Genomic DNA, 14,996 nt, shown 5'->3' with positions numbered 1-14,996 from the left:
AGTTTTTAAGCAAATATGCTTATTCCTTGTAGATTCCAAAAAAACGCACAGAAAAATTAAAAATAAAAGCAATGCCTGTGGCGATAATTTTGCCAAGCATTGTATGAAAGTTTAGAATCTCCACACATACAAATAATACACCCATATCAATCAATAAGCCACAAAAGCTTACAAGATAAATCAATACACTCTCTTTAAAAAGATGATGAGTGGAGTGCTTGAATATGAATATTCTTGCAAAGAGGAAATTCCACAAAGTCGCCAATATAAAGCTTATAAATCCAGCTGTGATATACCACAAACCAAACTTTATAGTGATATAAAAGATGAGCCAATTAATAAGGGCAGCAGAGCCGCCAACAAGTATGTATTTGTAAAGTTTTGTGAAAAATGATGTGTAAAATGCTCTTGTGAAAGCAGAGTTAGTATTATGCGGATTTATAGAATCTTGCTTTTGTGAATTATGTGAGGGCATAGGCTAGGCTTTACTCACAATGGCAAAATTATTCATACCAAACTGAAAATATTTGTGTGTGTTGAGATGTAAGCTAGGGACTTGGGCGATGAGATTTTGCAAATCTTTCTTGTCATAGTAAGCTTTGTGGTCTCTTATCTCTGCTTCACTGACAATTTTTAGCTTGTAAGCGAGAAATTCTAATACAGGTTTGGCTAAGTGGCTTGGCACGGTAAGGATTAAAACACCATTTGGCTTTAGCACACGAGCGATTTGCTTGAGCATTTCTAACGGATAATTCAAGTGTTCCAAAACAGCTAGCATTGTTATCACTTCAAAACTCTCATTTTCAAATGGGAGATGACATTTTGAATTTTGCGGAAAAATAGCATTGCCCCCCCCCGTTAAAATCTACGCTTTGAGAATCTTTAGATTCAAAATAATAGGCAAAAGTTTGAATCTTATCTGTGTGTATTGTTGGGGCTTTGAAGTCAATGCCTATGCCTTTAGCAATATGTGGTTCAATTTCCTTTAAAAGTCTTGCTTCCCAGCCGCAACCAATATCTAAGACATTTGGATTTTTAAAGCTTTTGATTGTCGGTAGGACACGGGATAGCCGCATTTTACGCAGTGTGGATTCTAGCAATGCTTCTTTCATTTTTTATCCTTTGGTTGTGATAAGCTTGAATCTTGAGCTTTTTGTTTTGTGTGCGGAGGTTGTATATAATACATATCTCGTCCTAAAAATGTGCCTTTGGCAAGATTGGGTCGTTGAGAAGTGGAGGCAGGGAGTGGGGCATCATACACCCTATCTTCGCCCTCAAATGGGATAAAAAGGCTTAGATTATTATGATTTGTATATTTTTGCAATGGGATAGATGGAATCTTGCTTGTATCCTTAAAACCGCTGATTGTTTTTAAATTGAATGGCTCATTATTTGAACCCAAAGCATATACCGCACCAATACCCAATAAAGCACAATAAAAAAGAGCATTTTGGGATTTTAAAACAATCTTGTGCGATATGTGATATAGCCCCATAGCAAGTAAAATCCCAAAAAATGGCACAAAATATTGCCAACCAAAACGCGGGTCTGGAGCTGAGAAAAACCAAAAAAGAATGCCCAAAAATAAGCATACAAGAAGTGGTGTATAAACTTTAAAAACACTTTTTTTGGTGAATGCTAAAACCGCACCAATGCAGATTGCAATGATGGATAAGATTAGCCCTATTCTATACGATAGGGGCATAATGTATTGAGAAAACCAATACCCCATCCATTTTCCACTTTCAAGTAGCTCTTTTGGGTTTGATGCGCCTCCAACTTTTGCCCAATTATGGATAGTTGTAACCTCTCCACTTCTTATTGTATTATCCACAGCCCAAGGTAAAGATTCAAAATAAAATAAACCAGCAGGATAAGCTACTGCACCCGATAAACAAATCCCCTTAATACCCCATATAATGCCAAGCAAGAAAGGAATAATAAGCAAAAATACAAGAATCTTAAAAGAATGTTTTGAAAGCTTAAAATATTGAAAAAATAGCACAAGAACACAAGGGATAAGCATAATAGCAGATATTTTAATATATACGCTAAAAAATGCCAAAACAAAAAGAAGAAAAAAAGCAAAAAGAGAATCTTGTATATGCGATGGGCTAGATTCTAGCATATAAATGAGATAAGCTACAATACAAAATCCTACAAGTCCTAAGTATCCCTCAGCATACAATCCTTGCAGATTGAGAAATACAGCAAGAAGCCATACACAGCCTAATGCAACAAAGCAGCGATAAATACTATCAAAACGCAAACTAAAACACACCATAAGGGAAGCCATAAGCGTGAAAAATGTCATTATTTCATTAGTGATAAAACTACGAATACCAACAATATGTGAAACTTCGCTTATGGCTGAAAAATTATAAAGAATATTGTTGAATCCAAAACGCGTATGAATATTAGCAAGACCAAAAATAAGCGGAGATTCTTGCACCCATTTTGTAGCTTGTATGTGATACAGCCCCGTATCATAAGCACTTTCACTTAAGCATCCAGCCCACATCACAAATAAAAATGCAACAATAAAAGCAAAGATGTAGGTTTTGTTGCACATATCCTTGAATAATCCTCGTGTCATAAAAAAGAATACAAAACACACGCCCAGCACAAGCCCCATAACGGAAATGATAGGACTAATAGGCATAAAGATATGAATCCACCCTACCAAGACACTCACACAAATGACACCAAGCAACCCAATAATGGGTATTGCCAAGCCAAATGGTAAATTTTTATGGTAATGTATGTATGTTTTTCTAAGCGGAGGATTAGGTATGACATTTGCATAAGTGCTAGGCACTATAAAGGTATTATAAAACTTTACAAGTAAAGCAAAAAATGCCAACCCAAAACCATAAGTAGCTAGAATCCACCCCAAAAGCACAAATGTAATTTTAAGATTTACTATAATCCATTCCATACTTTTTAACCTTTAAATCTATACTTCACTATCGCCCATAATGCACGGAAGCCATCTCTAACCCCAATCTTTTTGCCCTCTTCATAAGTCCTGCCATAATAGCTTATGCCCACTTCATAGATTCTAATGCCTTTAATTTTGGCGATTTTTGCTGTGATTTCAGGCTCAAAGCCAAACCTATTTTCTTCTATGGTGATGCTTTGTATAATCTCGCGTTTAAAAACCTTGTAGCAAGTTTCCATATCTGTGAGGTTAAGATTTGTCATCATATTTGATAGGAGTGTCAAAAGCCCATTAGCCATTCTATGCCAAAAGTAAAGCACACGATGAGATTCCCCACTTACAAATCTTGAGCCAAACACCACATCAGCCACACCTTTTTCAAAAGGGGCTAGAAGTTTTGGGTATTCATTAGGGTCGTATTCTAAATCTGCATCTTGGATAAGCACAATATCACCGCTTGCGTGTGTAATTCCTGTGCGAAGTGCTGCGCCCTTGCCTTGATTTTTCTCGTGGTAAAGAATCTTAAAAGAGCAGTTAGGGGAAGTGGATTCTAGGCTAGATTCTAAGCTAGAATCTGCAGATTTTTTAGATTCTAAGGTGGCGAGAATCTCCCTTGTGCCATCGCTACTATAATCATCAACAATGATAATTTCTTTATGATAGGGAATTTGCACATTTTGCACCACTTGCAAAATGTCTAAAATGGTGGATTTTTCATTAAAGCAGGGAATGATGATTGAAAGTGTATGAAATGCGTGTAAAGTGTGTGATGTAAAAGATGTGGGATTAGTAGATTCTTGTTCTGCCCCCCCCCATTTAATTGTTTGCTTAAAAGTTGTGAATCCATAAAATACTAGCCGATTTATAGGAATCTTCCAACCAAAATATCCCAATCTGTCCCTGATTTGTCTAACAAACTAAATGTAAATTGAAATGATTTTAGCTCACAATTTTGCAGTATTTATTTACAAGAGAATAAAGTAGCAGTGGTGGACCTTGCAGGATTCGAACCTGCGACCAATCGGTTATGAGCCGAGTGCTCTGACCAGCTGAGCTAAAGGTCCCTGAGCGTTAGGGCTGGAATTATACTCAAAAATAAACTTAAAGGCAAGAATGTTTTCAAGAATCGCAAAAAGCGTCATAAATGTAACAAAGCTCGTGCCTCCATAGCTCATTAACGGCAGGGGAATCCCAACCACAGGGGCTAATCCTATCACCATACACACATTAATCCCCACATACAAGAAAATCAAAATAGCGATATAGCCTGTTACTGCACGCAGGAAATAATCTCTCTCATACACAAATCCAAGACTTAGCACATACACGATCAAGCAAAAAAACAATGCCAAAAGCCCAAAAGCCCCAAGTAATCCAAACCGCTCCACAAAATACGCAAAGATAAAATCCGTATTTGCATAGGGCAAAAATTTAAGTTGAGATTGTGTCGCCTCCTCTTTTGACTTCCCCACAATCCCACTTGCACCAATGGCGATAAGAGCTTGATTTACTTGATATGGATATTTATCAGACACAAAGTCCATAATACGCTTTTTTTGATAGTCTTTCAAAGGATCTACGACATAGGCAACAGGTGCTAAAAAGACAACAACAAGCCCTAAACTTATCCAAATCTTTTTATTCACACCAATGAGAAAAAGTGTGCCAAATCCGGTTAGTAAAATCACCATAGCCGTCCCCAAATCCGGCTCTTTGAGAATAATCACAAAAGGAATAAGAATAAAAGAGCTAATAATACAAAACTGCTTCACACCATAGCCATCTTTTGGCGGAGGATTCGTTGCAATATATGAGGCTAAAAGCAACATTAAAAAAATCTTCATAATCTCACTTGGCTGGATTGAAAAACTCGTAAAAGGAATATCCACCCAGCGTTGTGCGCCAAGCTTCTGTGTGCCGATAAAATGCACCAAAATCAGCAAAACAAGACAAATCACATAGGACACTACGATAAAACTTTTTAGCTTTCTAAAAGGCACAAAAAAGAGAAAAAATACAAGCCCACAGCTTAAGGTAATATACTTGATTTGCTTAGAAAAAAGCATAGAATCTAGCTCATTAATCAAAAATAATGATAGCCCAACCAAAGGCAGAATCAAAAGTAATAAAATATATTCAAAATGTGCTAGAATCCGTCTATCAATCACAAAAAACTCCTAAAATCCAAATCAACTTTAAAATATGGCGGAACAAATGCGAGAACTCATTGTAACAGAACTTGACTTAAATAATAGCAATAATGGTAAATTGCGACTTGATTCTTTTCTCTCCTCACAATTGCAGATGAGCAAAAATCAGATTCAGCTCCTTATCCAAGCCAACAATATCACGCTCAATGGACTGCCTTGTATCAAAAATGGCACTTTATTAAAGCCAAATGATAAGATTCATATTAATCTCCCAAAGCCTCATAGCCTAGATTCTAACGCTCAAAATATGAGCCTATCTTTGCAAAATCTCTACAAAAATCTTAGCATTGATATTTTGCATGAAGATGATGATATTCTTATCCTTAATAAACCGCCAAATCTCGTTATTCACGATGCCCCAAGTGTAAAAGACCCAACCCTAACCCAATGGCTCAAACTCCACTCCCACATACTGCATACACTTAGTGGAGAGGAACGATATGGGATTATCCACCGCCTTGATAAGCAAACAAGCGGTGTGCTTTGCATTGCTAAATCACTTCTTGCCTACGAGATTCTTCCAAATCAGCTAAAATCTCGTCAAATGGGGCGATACTACCTAGCCATCATTGATACACCCTTAAAGCAGAATCTCCAAGTGCAATGCTTTATGGGGCGATGTCCCACAAACCGCTTGAAAATGAGTAAGATTCATATTGACGAAAATGAGAATCCACCACAAGGTGTGCGAGATTCTAAAAGCTCTTTTGTCAAACTCGCCACCTCAAATGATGGCACACTTGAGCTGATTGCCATAAAGCTCCATACCGGCAGAACTCATCAAATCCGCACACATCTTGAGAGCCTTTCACGCCATATCTTAGGCGATACACTCTATGGTTATAAGCCAAGTGCAAAGAGCGTATTTTATGAAGGTAGAATCTTGCTTCACGCTTACATTCTCTACCTTACCCACCCTAAAAATGGGCAAAACTACACTTTTAAAGCCCCCATTTTATTAGATATGCTAGAATTTATACAAAATCACTTCACAAAGGAGTTGCCAAATGGTTGCAAGAATGTTATGGAACTACTTGAGGTTGATAGCATTACCCGTGCTTTTGAGTGTTTTTCTTAGTGCATGCTTTTCATTTTTTAATGCAAATTTACAAGAAGATTCTTCGCTCCCACGATTAGATTCTGTCAATACGCTCATTGATGTCTCATCTGTGGGCTTTGAGTGGAAACTCATCAATAATGAAAAGGTCAAAGGCTATGTCATTTACCGATCTGAATCTGGTGAAGGCAAAGGTTTGCAACAAATTGCTACAATCAAAAATCGCTTTGCAACACATTTTTATGATATCAATCTTTCACCTCAAACAAAATATATCTATGCCTTTGCTGTCCTTGGGGAGAATGACACAATCTCGCCAAAAAGTGAGCCTATACACATTCAAACCTCCTTTATAGACCCGGTGGAGAGTGTCTTTGCTATCAATAATCAGCCAAGAAGCATTAAGCTTATATGGTCGCCCCACCCAAATCCTAGCGTAGATTCTTATCTTATCCAACGCCTCAATAAAGCCGGAGAGTTTAAAACAATTAAAACAATCCCTCATCGCTTAAGCGTGGAATATTTTGATGAAGATTTAAAAGATGGGGAGACTTACACTTATCGCATTATCGCAAAAAACCACGAAGGTGTAGAATCTAAGCCCACTCAAGGCATTAGTGTTAGCACGATTCCACAACCCACACCGATTGAAAACATACAAGCTTCAAATGATTTACCTCGTAGCATTCATATCACTTGGGAAGACGCACCAGATTCAGCAGGGGTGAGTAAAAAATACTACAAGATTCTTGTCTCATCAAATGACAAAGATTACAAAAGCATAGCCACCACAAACCAAACAAACTACACGCATAAACTTCAAGCTAAAGATGATGGTATAACTTACTATTATCAGGTTGTGCTTTTAGGAGACAATGGCTTGGAAGGAAGAATGAGCAGCAACCCTGCCAAAGGCTCTTCTCTCCCATCACCTAGCACACCTACACAATTTGAAGGCAAAATGGTAGAAGGCAAGGCAACACTTTCTTGGCAAACACCAAGTGATGATCGCATTGTGAGTTATATTGTCTATCGCAAAGAGGGTGCGTTATGGACACAAAGTGCGAAGTTTATTGACATTCACAACAATGGCTTTATTGATAAAGAAATGCAAAAAGGTAAAAAATATAGTTATAGCGTAGTGAGTGTGGATAAACACGGGATAGAATCTAAGCCTAGCCAAGAAATTGAACTGATACTTGAGTAAGGATTATATGTGCCGCATTTTCTCTCTCCAACCATCACTCTGCCAAACCTGCCTTTTAAAAGTGGGGAGTATGAGTTTGCCTATGAGGCTCAATGCAGGGCAGATTCCCATCAAAGCCTTATTTTAGTGCGGTTTTGGCAAAATGACACCTCACATAATGAATCTTTGCCCGATGAATTCTTTTTGCGTAAAGTAGAGCGACCAAGCAAAAATAACAGCATTATCAAATGTGAAAAAAGTAGCAAAGCCCAGCCAACGGGTATTATCAAAAATGCAATCAAAACGCTTATGGAACAACAAAGCAATCAACATCTCATCACGCACAATCTCAACAACAATTCCCCAAGGCAGAATCTACAATCGCCATTTTTTAAATCCGTAAAGTATTTTTTAGATTTTTCTCAAAAATGCCTTATTGAAGTGGGCTTTGGCTCGGGGCGACATCTCTTACACTTAGCTAAGAGCAATCCACATCTTATTTGTATTGGCATTGAGATTCATAGCCCCTCTATTGAGCAGATTCTAAGGCAGATTGAGCTTTTAGGGCTTAAAAATCTCTATATTATCCACACTGATGCGAGAATCTTACTTGAGATTTTGCCTTCTTGTATTGCGGAGGGCATTTATGTGCATTTTCCTGTTCCTTGGAACAAAAAGCCCCATAGGCGTGTATTTTGCAAAGCTTTCTTACAAGAATCTTTGCGTGTGCTAGATGATAATGGGGTATTGCATTTAAGGAGCGATGATGAGATATACTTCCGCGATGCACTGAATCTCGCCCTTTCTTATAAGCATATTAATTTGCAAGTGCAAAAAAATCATAAAAATGCCATTGTCAGCAAATACGAAGCAAGGTGGGAACGACAAAACAAAGATATTTTTGATTTAAAAATTTTTAAAACCTCAAGCGAAAGTCAAGATTCTCATATGAAATCAGCAAAAAACGCACAAAATGCAGAAAAAAACTTTAATTTTGATAAGATTCTAAGAAAAAATTTGGATAATTACACGGATTTTCCATACAAGAAAATCGCTAAGGATTGGTTCTTACATATTGACAATGTGTATTGTGCTGGAGGTGTGTATGTGTTGACATTGTGTTTTGGAGACTTCAATCAGCCACAAAGCAAGTTTTTGCAAATCTCTTTTTGTGCAACTTATACGACACATTATATCAGTGGTGATCCTATCCCAACAAAGGCAGCATATCTAGCACATAAACATTTAATAGAGTTTTTAAACTTAGCAGATTCTACTAAAGTAAGGAGTGAAGTTTGAGCCCAATCATAGAAGCAAAAAATCTGAATCTAGGCTACAATGACGAGCTTGTCATCAAAGATGCAACCTTTAATATCAATGCTAAAGAGTTTGTATTTATTACCGGGGCTTCAGGAAGTGGTAAAAGCACGATTTTAAGCTCATTTTTTGGACATTTAGGTGTGAAGAGTGGGCATTTGAATATTTTTGGTGTGAGTATGCAAAAAGCATCAAAAAACCGCATCAATCATCTTCGTAGAAATATTGGCATTGTTTTTCAAGATTATAAACTTATTAAAGAGTGGAATATAGAACGCAATGTAATGTTGCCTATGGTGATTAATGGATATAAAAAAGAAGTGTGTAAATCTCAAGTAGAAAAGCTTTTGGTGCATATTAAGCTATCCCACAAGGCAAATAAGTTTCCTTTAGAGTTAAGCGGTGGGGAGCAACAACGCGTAGCAATGGCAAGAGCTTTAGCCCATAACCCAACCATAATCCTAGCCGATGAGCCAACAGGTAACCTTGATGACTACTCAAGTGAGCTTATTTGGAATCTACTTAAAGGTGTAAATGAACAGCTTGGAATCACCGTTGTTGTCGTAACACACAGAATGCCAGATAGGCTCAATATCCCTTATAGAAGACTACATATTGAAGAAGGAGTGGTATATGAATTTGCTTAAAAGACACTTGGCACTTATTGTTCCTCTCCTTGCATTGCTTTTTAGTTTGGAGAGCATTATACTTGTTAATCGTGCGGTGGCAAAGCACGAAAACAAACTCTCGGATAATTATTCCATTGTCATCGCATCAAAAAATGCTCTCACACTTGATAAGGTAGAAAACTTTATCCGTGAGGCAAAGGAGCTTAAGGCGATTACGCCTGATTATATGATGAATGAGCTAAAAAAGGACCTTAGCCGAGAGAGTTTAGAGACATTGCAAAGAGAATTGCCTTTTTTCTATTCATTGAAACTTTCCGTATTCCCAGATGAAGAGCGTTTGCAAAAGATAAATGCCACACTCTCAAAGCTTAATGGTGTAACAAAAGTAGAATCTTTTAGTAAAAGTCATTCACAAGTCTATAAATTGCTCCTTATCATCAAAAGCTCCATTGTTGTATTTGCTTCACTCATTGCAATTTTGAGTTATATTCTTATGGTCAAACAAATTGAAATATGGAAATTTGAGCATAGCGATAGAATGGAGATTATGGCATTTTTGGGTGCTCCAGCGTGGATGAAAAATGGTATTTTATTCCGCCTTGCATTGATAGATTCATTTATCTCAACGATTGCTATTATCGCGGGTATGACATATCTCATTAATAGCAGCAAAATGCAAGGGGTGCTTAGCACACTTGAAGTAACAAGCGATATTTTCCGTATGGGAAGTGATTTTATCATTTTGCTTTTCACATCTATACTTGTATCTATCGTATCAGTTGTGTTTGTTATCATTAAGCAAAAAGACCTCTAATGAAACAAGGCTTTGCCTCTCTTGCATTATGTGCTATTGTTAGCCTATCTTTGGCAAATATTGACAAAGATATTGCAACAAATAAAGATAAACTTGCTAACGCACAAAATCAAGAGCGAGCCATAAGCAAAAAGCTTGATGAGTTAGGCAAGGCAATTAATGCTAAAAATGCCGAGCTTACAAGGCTAGGCAAACAAATAGAAACACTCTCACAAGATATAAGCCAAAATCAAGGTAAATCCCAAAGTCAAGAAAAAACGCTTAAAAATTCACAACGCCAACAAAATATGTTGCTTGAACAAAAGCGTGAGATTGAATCTCAAATGATTAAATTGCTTACACAAAACATTGCATTTAGTATGATTATGGAGCGTGAAGGAAGTATTGATTCTGTTGATGGTGTGGTAGAATATGAAGTTTATAGAATCTTGCATAAAAATACAAAAGATTCTATCAAAACACTCAATGCTAGGCAAAGCATTTTAAATAATGAGATTGAAAAAATCACAAATACAATCTCACAACTTCAAAGCTCAATCAAGATTCAAACAAACAAAAAAGACAACCTGCAATCTGCCAAAGAGCAGCAAAAAGCCACTTTGAGCAAAATGCAAACTGAACTTAAAAGCTATGATGAGCAGCTTAAAGCCATTGTCAAAGAGCGAAAAAGCCTTGATGAGATTCTCTCTCGTCTCAATATTGTAAAAGAGCAAAAATCACAGAGCAAAAACCAACAAGCCTTTATTGACAACCAAAAGAAGCCAGATAGTATAAAAGCCCCAAAACAATTTGGCACTTCATACCGCGATGTGCCAACAATTGCATACAAAGGGAGCAAAACTATTCCGCCACTTGAAAACTACACGATTGAGAAAAAGTTTGGACCTTATTTTGATCCTGTGTATAAGTTTAAAATCTTTAATGCCGCCATTATGTTTAATCCTAGAAGTGCTAATGCAAGTGTCAAAAGTGTGCTTGATGGTAAGGTTGTATATGCCAAAGACGCTCCGGGGCTAAAAAAAGTCATCATTATTGAGCATAGCAATGCCATTCACACCATTTATGCATATTTAGACAAAATAGAATCTAACATCAAAGTAGGTTCAAGCGTTAAAAAAGGTGCAATTATAGGCAAGGTCAATGAGCGTTTAAGCTTTGAAATCACTCAAAAAGATAAACATATTAATCCAGCAGATTTTATCAAACTCAATTAAAAAAAAATTTTTTTTAGCCGATATGTCTTTTGCTTTATTTTAGAACTTCAAGGAGGAAGCTATGATTAATAGTGTTAATAGTATTGGCAACAATAATGATGCTGTTAAAAATCGGCTTGTGAATATGGTAAATGCGAGTGGTCGGGCAGTCACGGAAGATACCCGCCCAACTGAAGTGCGTTTGCAGCAAGAAACAGCGCAGCACCACGATAAGGAAAACAAAAAGCAACTTGAAAGTGAGCTACGCGAACTGAGCAAGAAGCTCAATGATGAGATGAAAAAAATCGGCACAGATTTGAACTTCTCGTATAATGAGAATATTCCGGGACTTATGGTAACGGTCAAAGAATTTAATGGCGATAAGATCATAAGGGAAATTCCATCAAAAGAAGCTATTGAACTTATGAAAAGAATGCGCGAAGTTATTGGTGTGATTTTTGACAAGCAGGGTTAAAAAGAGAGGTTAAATAAGCTTAAGATTCTAGAATCTAAATTTGCGAAAGGAGGTTGTATGGCACTTGGTAGTTTAAGCTCTCTTGGGCTTGGAAGTAAGGTCTTAAATCACGATGTGATTGATAAATTACGAAAAGCTGATGAAAGCACACATATTGATCCTATTGATAAAAAAATAGAACAAAATGTAGAAAAACAAACCGAGCTTGTTGCCATCACCTCTACTTTGCGGGATTTAAAATCTAGCACAAGCAAACTTGCTGATTATTCAACCTATTTGGGACGCTCAAGCAATGTCATCGGCGATGCACTCAAAGCTACTATATCTTCTGGTGTGCCAACCCAAGATATTAAGATTGACATAGATTCTGTGGCGACTTCAGACATTAATGAGATAGGCTCAAAATATGAGAGTAGAGAATCTGCATTTAGTCAAAAAGATTCTACACTCAAGTTTCATCACAAAGGGCAAGACTACAAGATTGAAATTAAAGCAGGTATGGGATTAGCTGAAGTTGCACAGCTCATCACAGACACCACAAAAGGCGAAGTTATGGGGATTGTGATGAAAACAGGCGGTTCAAACCCTTATCAACTTATGATAAATTCCAAAGATACAGGCGAAGCCTCAAGAGTGTATTTTGGCTCAACTGCCACAGGCTCTGTTGTCCCAAGTGGTGCTTTTGAGCTTAATGATGGGGATTTGAACATTACTCTTAAAGATAAAAAAGGCATTGATAAAACCCTATCTATCAAACTTCCAAAAACTGCTACTGAATCTAAAACACAAGATAATGCACAGGCTTTAAAAGAAGCTCTAATTGCTGCGATTAAGGACAATGCAGACTTTGAAGGACTGCTTGATAGCGATTTAAACATAGGCATAGGTGGGGCTAATAGCGATATGATCACTATCAATGACAGACGAGGCTATGGCATAAAGATAGAAGGTGCAAAATCCCAAGCATTAGGTTTTGGCGAGGATAATAAAACCACGCAAAAAGAAGATCTTATGGTAACCACCAAAAGCATAGGTGCAGGAAAACTCACTGGGACAATCAACATCGGCAGTGTGCCACTTGATCTCTCAACTTTGACAGATAAGAAAAACACTGCTAAGCAAAATGCACAAGCCATTGCCGATGCTATTAATAATATTGCTGGAATCTATGGCTCTGTAAATGATGAGGGCAAACTCGTGATTAACTCCGATACCGGCGAAGTCAATATTTATGCCAACAATGATGCAGAAAGCAAAAAGGCATTAGAAGATTTGGGGTTAAAATCAGGCACAACAATGGATTATGCCAAAACACAAGAGGATTTATTCAAAATACGCAAAGTGCAAATGGCTGAAGATGCAAAGTTCTCCTATAATGGAATTGCTATGAAACGCCCCACAAATAATATTGATGATATTGTGAGTGGAGTAAATATTGAGCTACTTACCACAACAGAGCCGGGCAAACCGGCGGTAATTAGCATTACACGCAATGATGAAGAGATAACAGAGAGTGTGAAAAAGTTTGTAGAATCTTACAATGAGCTTTCACTCAAGCTTGATGAAGTAACGCGTTATGATGAAGATTCCAAAATTGCTGGAATCTTTAATGGCAATAGCGATATTCGTATGATACGCCCCACGCTCACGAGAATCTTCTCTACCAATATCCCAACTGAAACGGAGATTAAAAGTCTTGCCAAATACGGACTTGCCCTTGATGAAAAAGGGAAAATGAGCCTTGATACAAGTAAGCTTTCAATGGCTCTAAGCACTGACCCAGAAGGGACACAGGAATTTTTCTACGGGAGCATAAAAACCACAGAATTTAAGGAGGTGCAAACTGATGGTGTGTTTAAAAAGTTTGACCAAGAGCTTGATAAACTTCTTAATGGGGGCAATGCAAGGCTTAAGCTACTTGAAGAAAGTCTCACTAAAGATGACAAGAAGTTGCGTGAGGACAGAAAAAGGGCTGTTGAGCAGCTCAACACACGCTATGACATTATGGCACAGAGATTTGCAGCCTATGATTCTCAAATCTCAAAAACCAATAATGCCTTTAGTAGTGTTCAGTTGATGATTGACCAATCTGTGGCGAAAAAATAAATTCTAAGGAGTAAGCAATGTATGGCAATAACGCGTATAATCTTTATCAACAAAATTCAGTTTCAGTAGAATCTCCGGTAAAACTTATAGAAATGCTCTATGAGGGCATTTTACGATTCTGTGCTCAAGCCAAGCGACATATGGAAGCAGAAGATATTGAGAAAAAAATCTACTATATCAACCGCACAACAGATATTTTCACAGAGTTGCTCAATACACTTGATTATGAAAAAGGTGGTGAGGTAGCAACTTATCTTACAGGGCTTTACACACATCAAATCAAGCTCCTTACTCAAGCCAATGTCGCTAATGATACAGCTAAGATTGATATTGTTATTAATGTTGCCAAAGGGCTTTTAGAAGCGTGGAGAGAGATTAACCAAGATGAATTGGCACGATAAGCTAAAGGTTGCCTTACTGAATCAAGATGATAAAACTGCCTTTGCCCTAGTGAGTAATCTCCCGGAAAATCTCGCCACTGCACCGCTTGAGGACAAGCTCCAAGCCCTTGAGCTTATCTCTCAAACCAAGCTTCTCTTAGAATCTAAACAACTTCAAGTAAGAATTAATATGGAGCAAATCAAGGCGGCAAAAAAGTTCCTTGAAAACTCCAATTAACGAGCCAAACAAGCAAAATTCTCATCTTTAAACTTGTATTTTCCCTATTAGATGGGTTTTTTGCGACAAATTTCCCAAAAAATCCGCATATGCCTTGACTTCAAGCCTAAAATCGTATAGAATAGGTGCGTTCAAAATTTTAACAACAAGGAGTTGCAATGAACAAGGCAGAATTCGTAGAATTAGTAAAGAAAGTTGGCGAATACGACACAAAAAAAGATGCTGAAAAAGCAGTTAATTCTTTTGTAGATGCTATTTCTCAAGCTCTTACTAAAAAACAAAGCGTTGAGCTTGTAGGCTTTGGTAAGTTTGAAACAGCTGTTCAAAAAGCTAAAACAGGTAAAGTTCCTGGAACAAACAAAACTTACAAAACAAGTGAAAAAGCTGTGCCTAAATTCCGCCCAGGAAAAGGTTTGAAAGACCAAGTGGCTAAAGCTAAGAAATAAATCC

The 14,996-nt window shown here is 37.4% G+C and carries 18 protein-coding genes and 1 tRNA gene; 12 read left to right on the top strand and 7 right to left on the bottom strand.

Translation table 11 applies throughout. The annotated features are described in order from the left end of the window. Positions 1 to 19: 19 nt before the first annotated feature. The 7 genes from EBF12_RS05285 to EBF12_RS05260 form a co-directional block, all read right to left on the bottom strand. Positions 20 to 475 carry a GtrA family protein gene (locus EBF12_RS05285; protein WP_121726727.1) on the bottom strand — a complete coding sequence of 152 codons (456 nt, stop codon included), beginning with the start codon at positions 473 to 475 and terminating at the stop codon, positions 20 to 22. A 3-nt stretch (positions 476 to 478) separates the two neighbouring features. Then, entirely contained in the window at positions 479 to 778 is a 300-nt protein-coding gene (locus tag EBF12_RS11405; protein WP_244196385.1) for a class I SAM-dependent methyltransferase, read from the bottom strand. A 25-nt stretch (positions 779 to 803) separates the two neighbouring features. Continuing rightward, entirely contained in the window at positions 804 to 1,112 is a 309-nt protein-coding gene (locus EBF12_RS11400; RefSeq protein ID WP_208630948.1) for a hypothetical protein, read from the bottom strand. After that, positions 1,109 to 2,938 carry an LIC_10190 family membrane protein gene (locus tag EBF12_RS05275; RefSeq protein ID WP_121726726.1) on the bottom strand — a complete coding sequence of 610 codons (1,830 nt, stop codon included), beginning with the start codon at positions 2,936 to 2,938 and terminating at the stop codon, positions 1,109 to 1,111. Before EBF12_RS05275 ends, EBF12_RS11400 begins: the two co-directional genes overlap by 4 nt. A 5-nt stretch (positions 2,939 to 2,943) precedes the next feature. Beyond that, complete coding sequence (locus EBF12_RS05270; protein WP_244196382.1) at positions 2,944 to 3,834, bottom strand: glycosyltransferase family 2 protein; 891 nt, start codon at positions 3,832 to 3,834, stop codon at positions 2,944 to 2,946. A 94-nt stretch (positions 3,835 to 3,928) separates the two neighbouring features. Beyond that, positions 3,929 to 4,005, bottom strand: a tRNA-Ile gene (locus EBF12_RS05265). Next, positions 3,967 to 5,049, bottom strand: a complete 1,083-nt coding sequence (locus tag EBF12_RS05260) for an FtsW/RodA/SpoVE family cell cycle protein (RefSeq protein ID WP_244196384.1) — start codon at positions 5,047 to 5,049, stop codon at positions 3,967 to 3,969. Before EBF12_RS05260 ends, EBF12_RS05265 begins: the two co-directional genes overlap by 39 nt. Between EBF12_RS05260 and EBF12_RS11760 the strand changes: the two genes are divergently transcribed. From EBF12_RS11760 to EBF12_RS05205, 12 genes are all read left to right on the top strand, one after another. Beyond that, complete coding sequence (locus EBF12_RS11760) at positions 4,985 to 5,122, top strand: hypothetical protein (protein WP_244196381.1); 138 nt, start codon at positions 4,985 to 4,987, stop codon at positions 5,120 to 5,122. The genes EBF12_RS05260 and EBF12_RS11760 overlap by 65 nt on opposite strands. Before the next feature lie 33 nt (positions 5,123 to 5,155). Beyond that, positions 5,156 to 6,229 (top strand): RluA family pseudouridine synthase, encoded by a 1,074-nt coding sequence (locus EBF12_RS05255; protein ID WP_244196380.1) that lies wholly within the window; start codon positions 5,156 to 5,158, stop codon positions 6,227 to 6,229. Then, complete coding sequence (locus tag EBF12_RS05250) at positions 6,159 to 7,415, top strand: fibronectin type III domain-containing protein (RefSeq protein WP_121726724.1); 1,257 nt, start codon at positions 6,159 to 6,161, stop codon at positions 7,413 to 7,415. The genes EBF12_RS05255 and EBF12_RS05250 overlap by 71 nt, the downstream gene beginning before the upstream one ends. A 9-nt stretch (positions 7,416 to 7,424) precedes the next feature. After that, positions 7,425 to 8,693 (top strand): tRNA (guanosine(46)-N7)-methyltransferase TrmB, encoded by a 1,269-nt coding sequence (gene trmB, locus EBF12_RS05245; RefSeq protein ID WP_121726723.1) that lies wholly within the window; start codon positions 7,425 to 7,427, stop codon positions 8,691 to 8,693. Then, complete coding sequence (locus EBF12_RS05240) at positions 8,690 to 9,358, top strand: cell division ATP-binding protein FtsE (protein WP_121726722.1); 669 nt, start codon at positions 8,690 to 8,692, stop codon at positions 9,356 to 9,358. Before trmB ends, EBF12_RS05240 begins: the two co-directional genes overlap by 4 nt. Beyond that, positions 9,345 to 10,154 carry a cell division protein FtsX gene (locus tag EBF12_RS05235; protein WP_121726721.1) on the top strand — a complete coding sequence of 270 codons (810 nt, stop codon included), beginning with the start codon at positions 9,345 to 9,347 and terminating at the stop codon, positions 10,152 to 10,154. The genes EBF12_RS05240 and EBF12_RS05235 overlap by 14 nt, the downstream gene beginning before the upstream one ends. Beyond that, positions 10,154 to 11,368, top strand: coding sequence for a murein hydrolase activator EnvC family protein (locus EBF12_RS05230; RefSeq protein ID WP_121726720.1), 1,215 nt, complete (start codon positions 10,154 to 10,156; stop codon positions 11,366 to 11,368). Before EBF12_RS05235 ends, EBF12_RS05230 begins: the two co-directional genes overlap by 1 nt. A gap of 61 nt (positions 11,369 to 11,429) precedes the next feature. Next, positions 11,430 to 11,822, top strand: a complete 393-nt coding sequence (locus EBF12_RS05225) for a FlaG family protein (RefSeq protein ID WP_121726719.1) — start codon at positions 11,430 to 11,432, stop codon at positions 11,820 to 11,822. Between the two features lie 57 nt (positions 11,823 to 11,879). Continuing rightward, positions 11,880 to 13,928: a flagellar filament capping protein FliD gene (fliD, locus tag EBF12_RS05220; protein ID WP_121726718.1), complete on the top strand. Its 2,049-nt coding sequence runs from the start codon at positions 11,880 to 11,882 to the stop codon at positions 13,926 to 13,928. Between the two features lie 17 nt (positions 13,929 to 13,945). After that, positions 13,946 to 14,329, top strand: coding sequence for a flagellar export chaperone FliS (fliS, locus tag EBF12_RS05215; RefSeq protein WP_104743848.1), 384 nt, complete (start codon positions 13,946 to 13,948; stop codon positions 14,327 to 14,329). Further along, positions 14,313 to 14,546, top strand: coding sequence for a hypothetical protein (locus tag EBF12_RS05210; RefSeq protein WP_121726717.1), 234 nt, complete (start codon positions 14,313 to 14,315; stop codon positions 14,544 to 14,546). Before fliS ends, EBF12_RS05210 begins: the two co-directional genes overlap by 17 nt. Before the next feature lie 158 nt (positions 14,547 to 14,704). After that, positions 14,705 to 14,992 (top strand): HU family DNA-binding protein, encoded by a 288-nt coding sequence (locus EBF12_RS05205; protein ID WP_002955597.1) that lies wholly within the window; start codon positions 14,705 to 14,707, stop codon positions 14,990 to 14,992. Positions 14,993 to 14,996 lie beyond the last annotated feature (4 nt).

Origin of the sequence: Helicobacter labetoulli (genome assembly GCF_003670275.1) — a bacterium.
Classification (GTDB): domain Bacteria; phylum Campylobacterota; class Campylobacteria; order Campylobacterales; family Helicobacteraceae; genus Helicobacter_C; species Helicobacter_C labetoulli.
The sequence above is the reverse complement of the archived record's forward strand: the minus strand, read 5'-3'. Positions and strand labels throughout refer to the sequence as shown.

Coding starts and splice junctions, on each gene's coding strand:
- EBF12_RS05285 (WP_121726727.1), bottom strand. CDS start 475: ATGCCCTCACATAATTCACAAAAGCAAGATTCTATAAATCCGCATAAT.
- EBF12_RS11405 (WP_244196385.1), bottom strand. CDS start 778: ATGCTAGCTGTTTTGGAACACTTGAATTATCCGTTAGAAATGCTCAAG.
- EBF12_RS11400 (WP_208630948.1), bottom strand. CDS start 1,112: ATGAAAGAAGCATTGCTAGAATCCACACTGCGTAAAATGCGGCTATCC.
- EBF12_RS05275 (WP_121726726.1), bottom strand. CDS start 2,938: ATGGAATGGATTATAGTAAATCTTAAAATTACATTTGTGCTTTTGGGG.
- EBF12_RS05255 (WP_244196380.1), top strand. CDS start 5,156: ATGCGAGAACTCATTGTAACAGAACTTGACTTAAATAATAGCAATAAT.
- EBF12_RS05250 (WP_121726724.1), top strand. CDS start 6,159: ATGGTTGCAAGAATGTTATGGAACTACTTGAGGTTGATAGCATTACCC.
- EBF12_RS05235 (WP_121726721.1), top strand. CDS start 9,345: ATGAATTTGCTTAAAAGACACTTGGCACTTATTGTTCCTCTCCTTGCA.
- EBF12_RS05230 (WP_121726720.1), top strand. CDS start 10,154: ATGAAACAAGGCTTTGCCTCTCTTGCATTATGTGCTATTGTTAGCCTA.
- EBF12_RS05225 (WP_121726719.1), top strand. CDS start 11,430: ATGATTAATAGTGTTAATAGTATTGGCAACAATAATGATGCTGTTAAA.
- fliD (WP_121726718.1), top strand. CDS start 11,880: ATGGCACTTGGTAGTTTAAGCTCTCTTGGGCTTGGAAGTAAGGTCTTA.
- fliS (WP_104743848.1), top strand. CDS start 13,946: ATGTATGGCAATAACGCGTATAATCTTTATCAACAAAATTCAGTTTCA.
- EBF12_RS05210 (WP_121726717.1), top strand. CDS start 14,313: ATGAATTGGCACGATAAGCTAAAGGTTGCCTTACTGAATCAAGATGAT.
- EBF12_RS05205 (WP_002955597.1), top strand. CDS start 14,705: ATGAACAAGGCAGAATTCGTAGAATTAGTAAAGAAAGTTGGCGAATAC.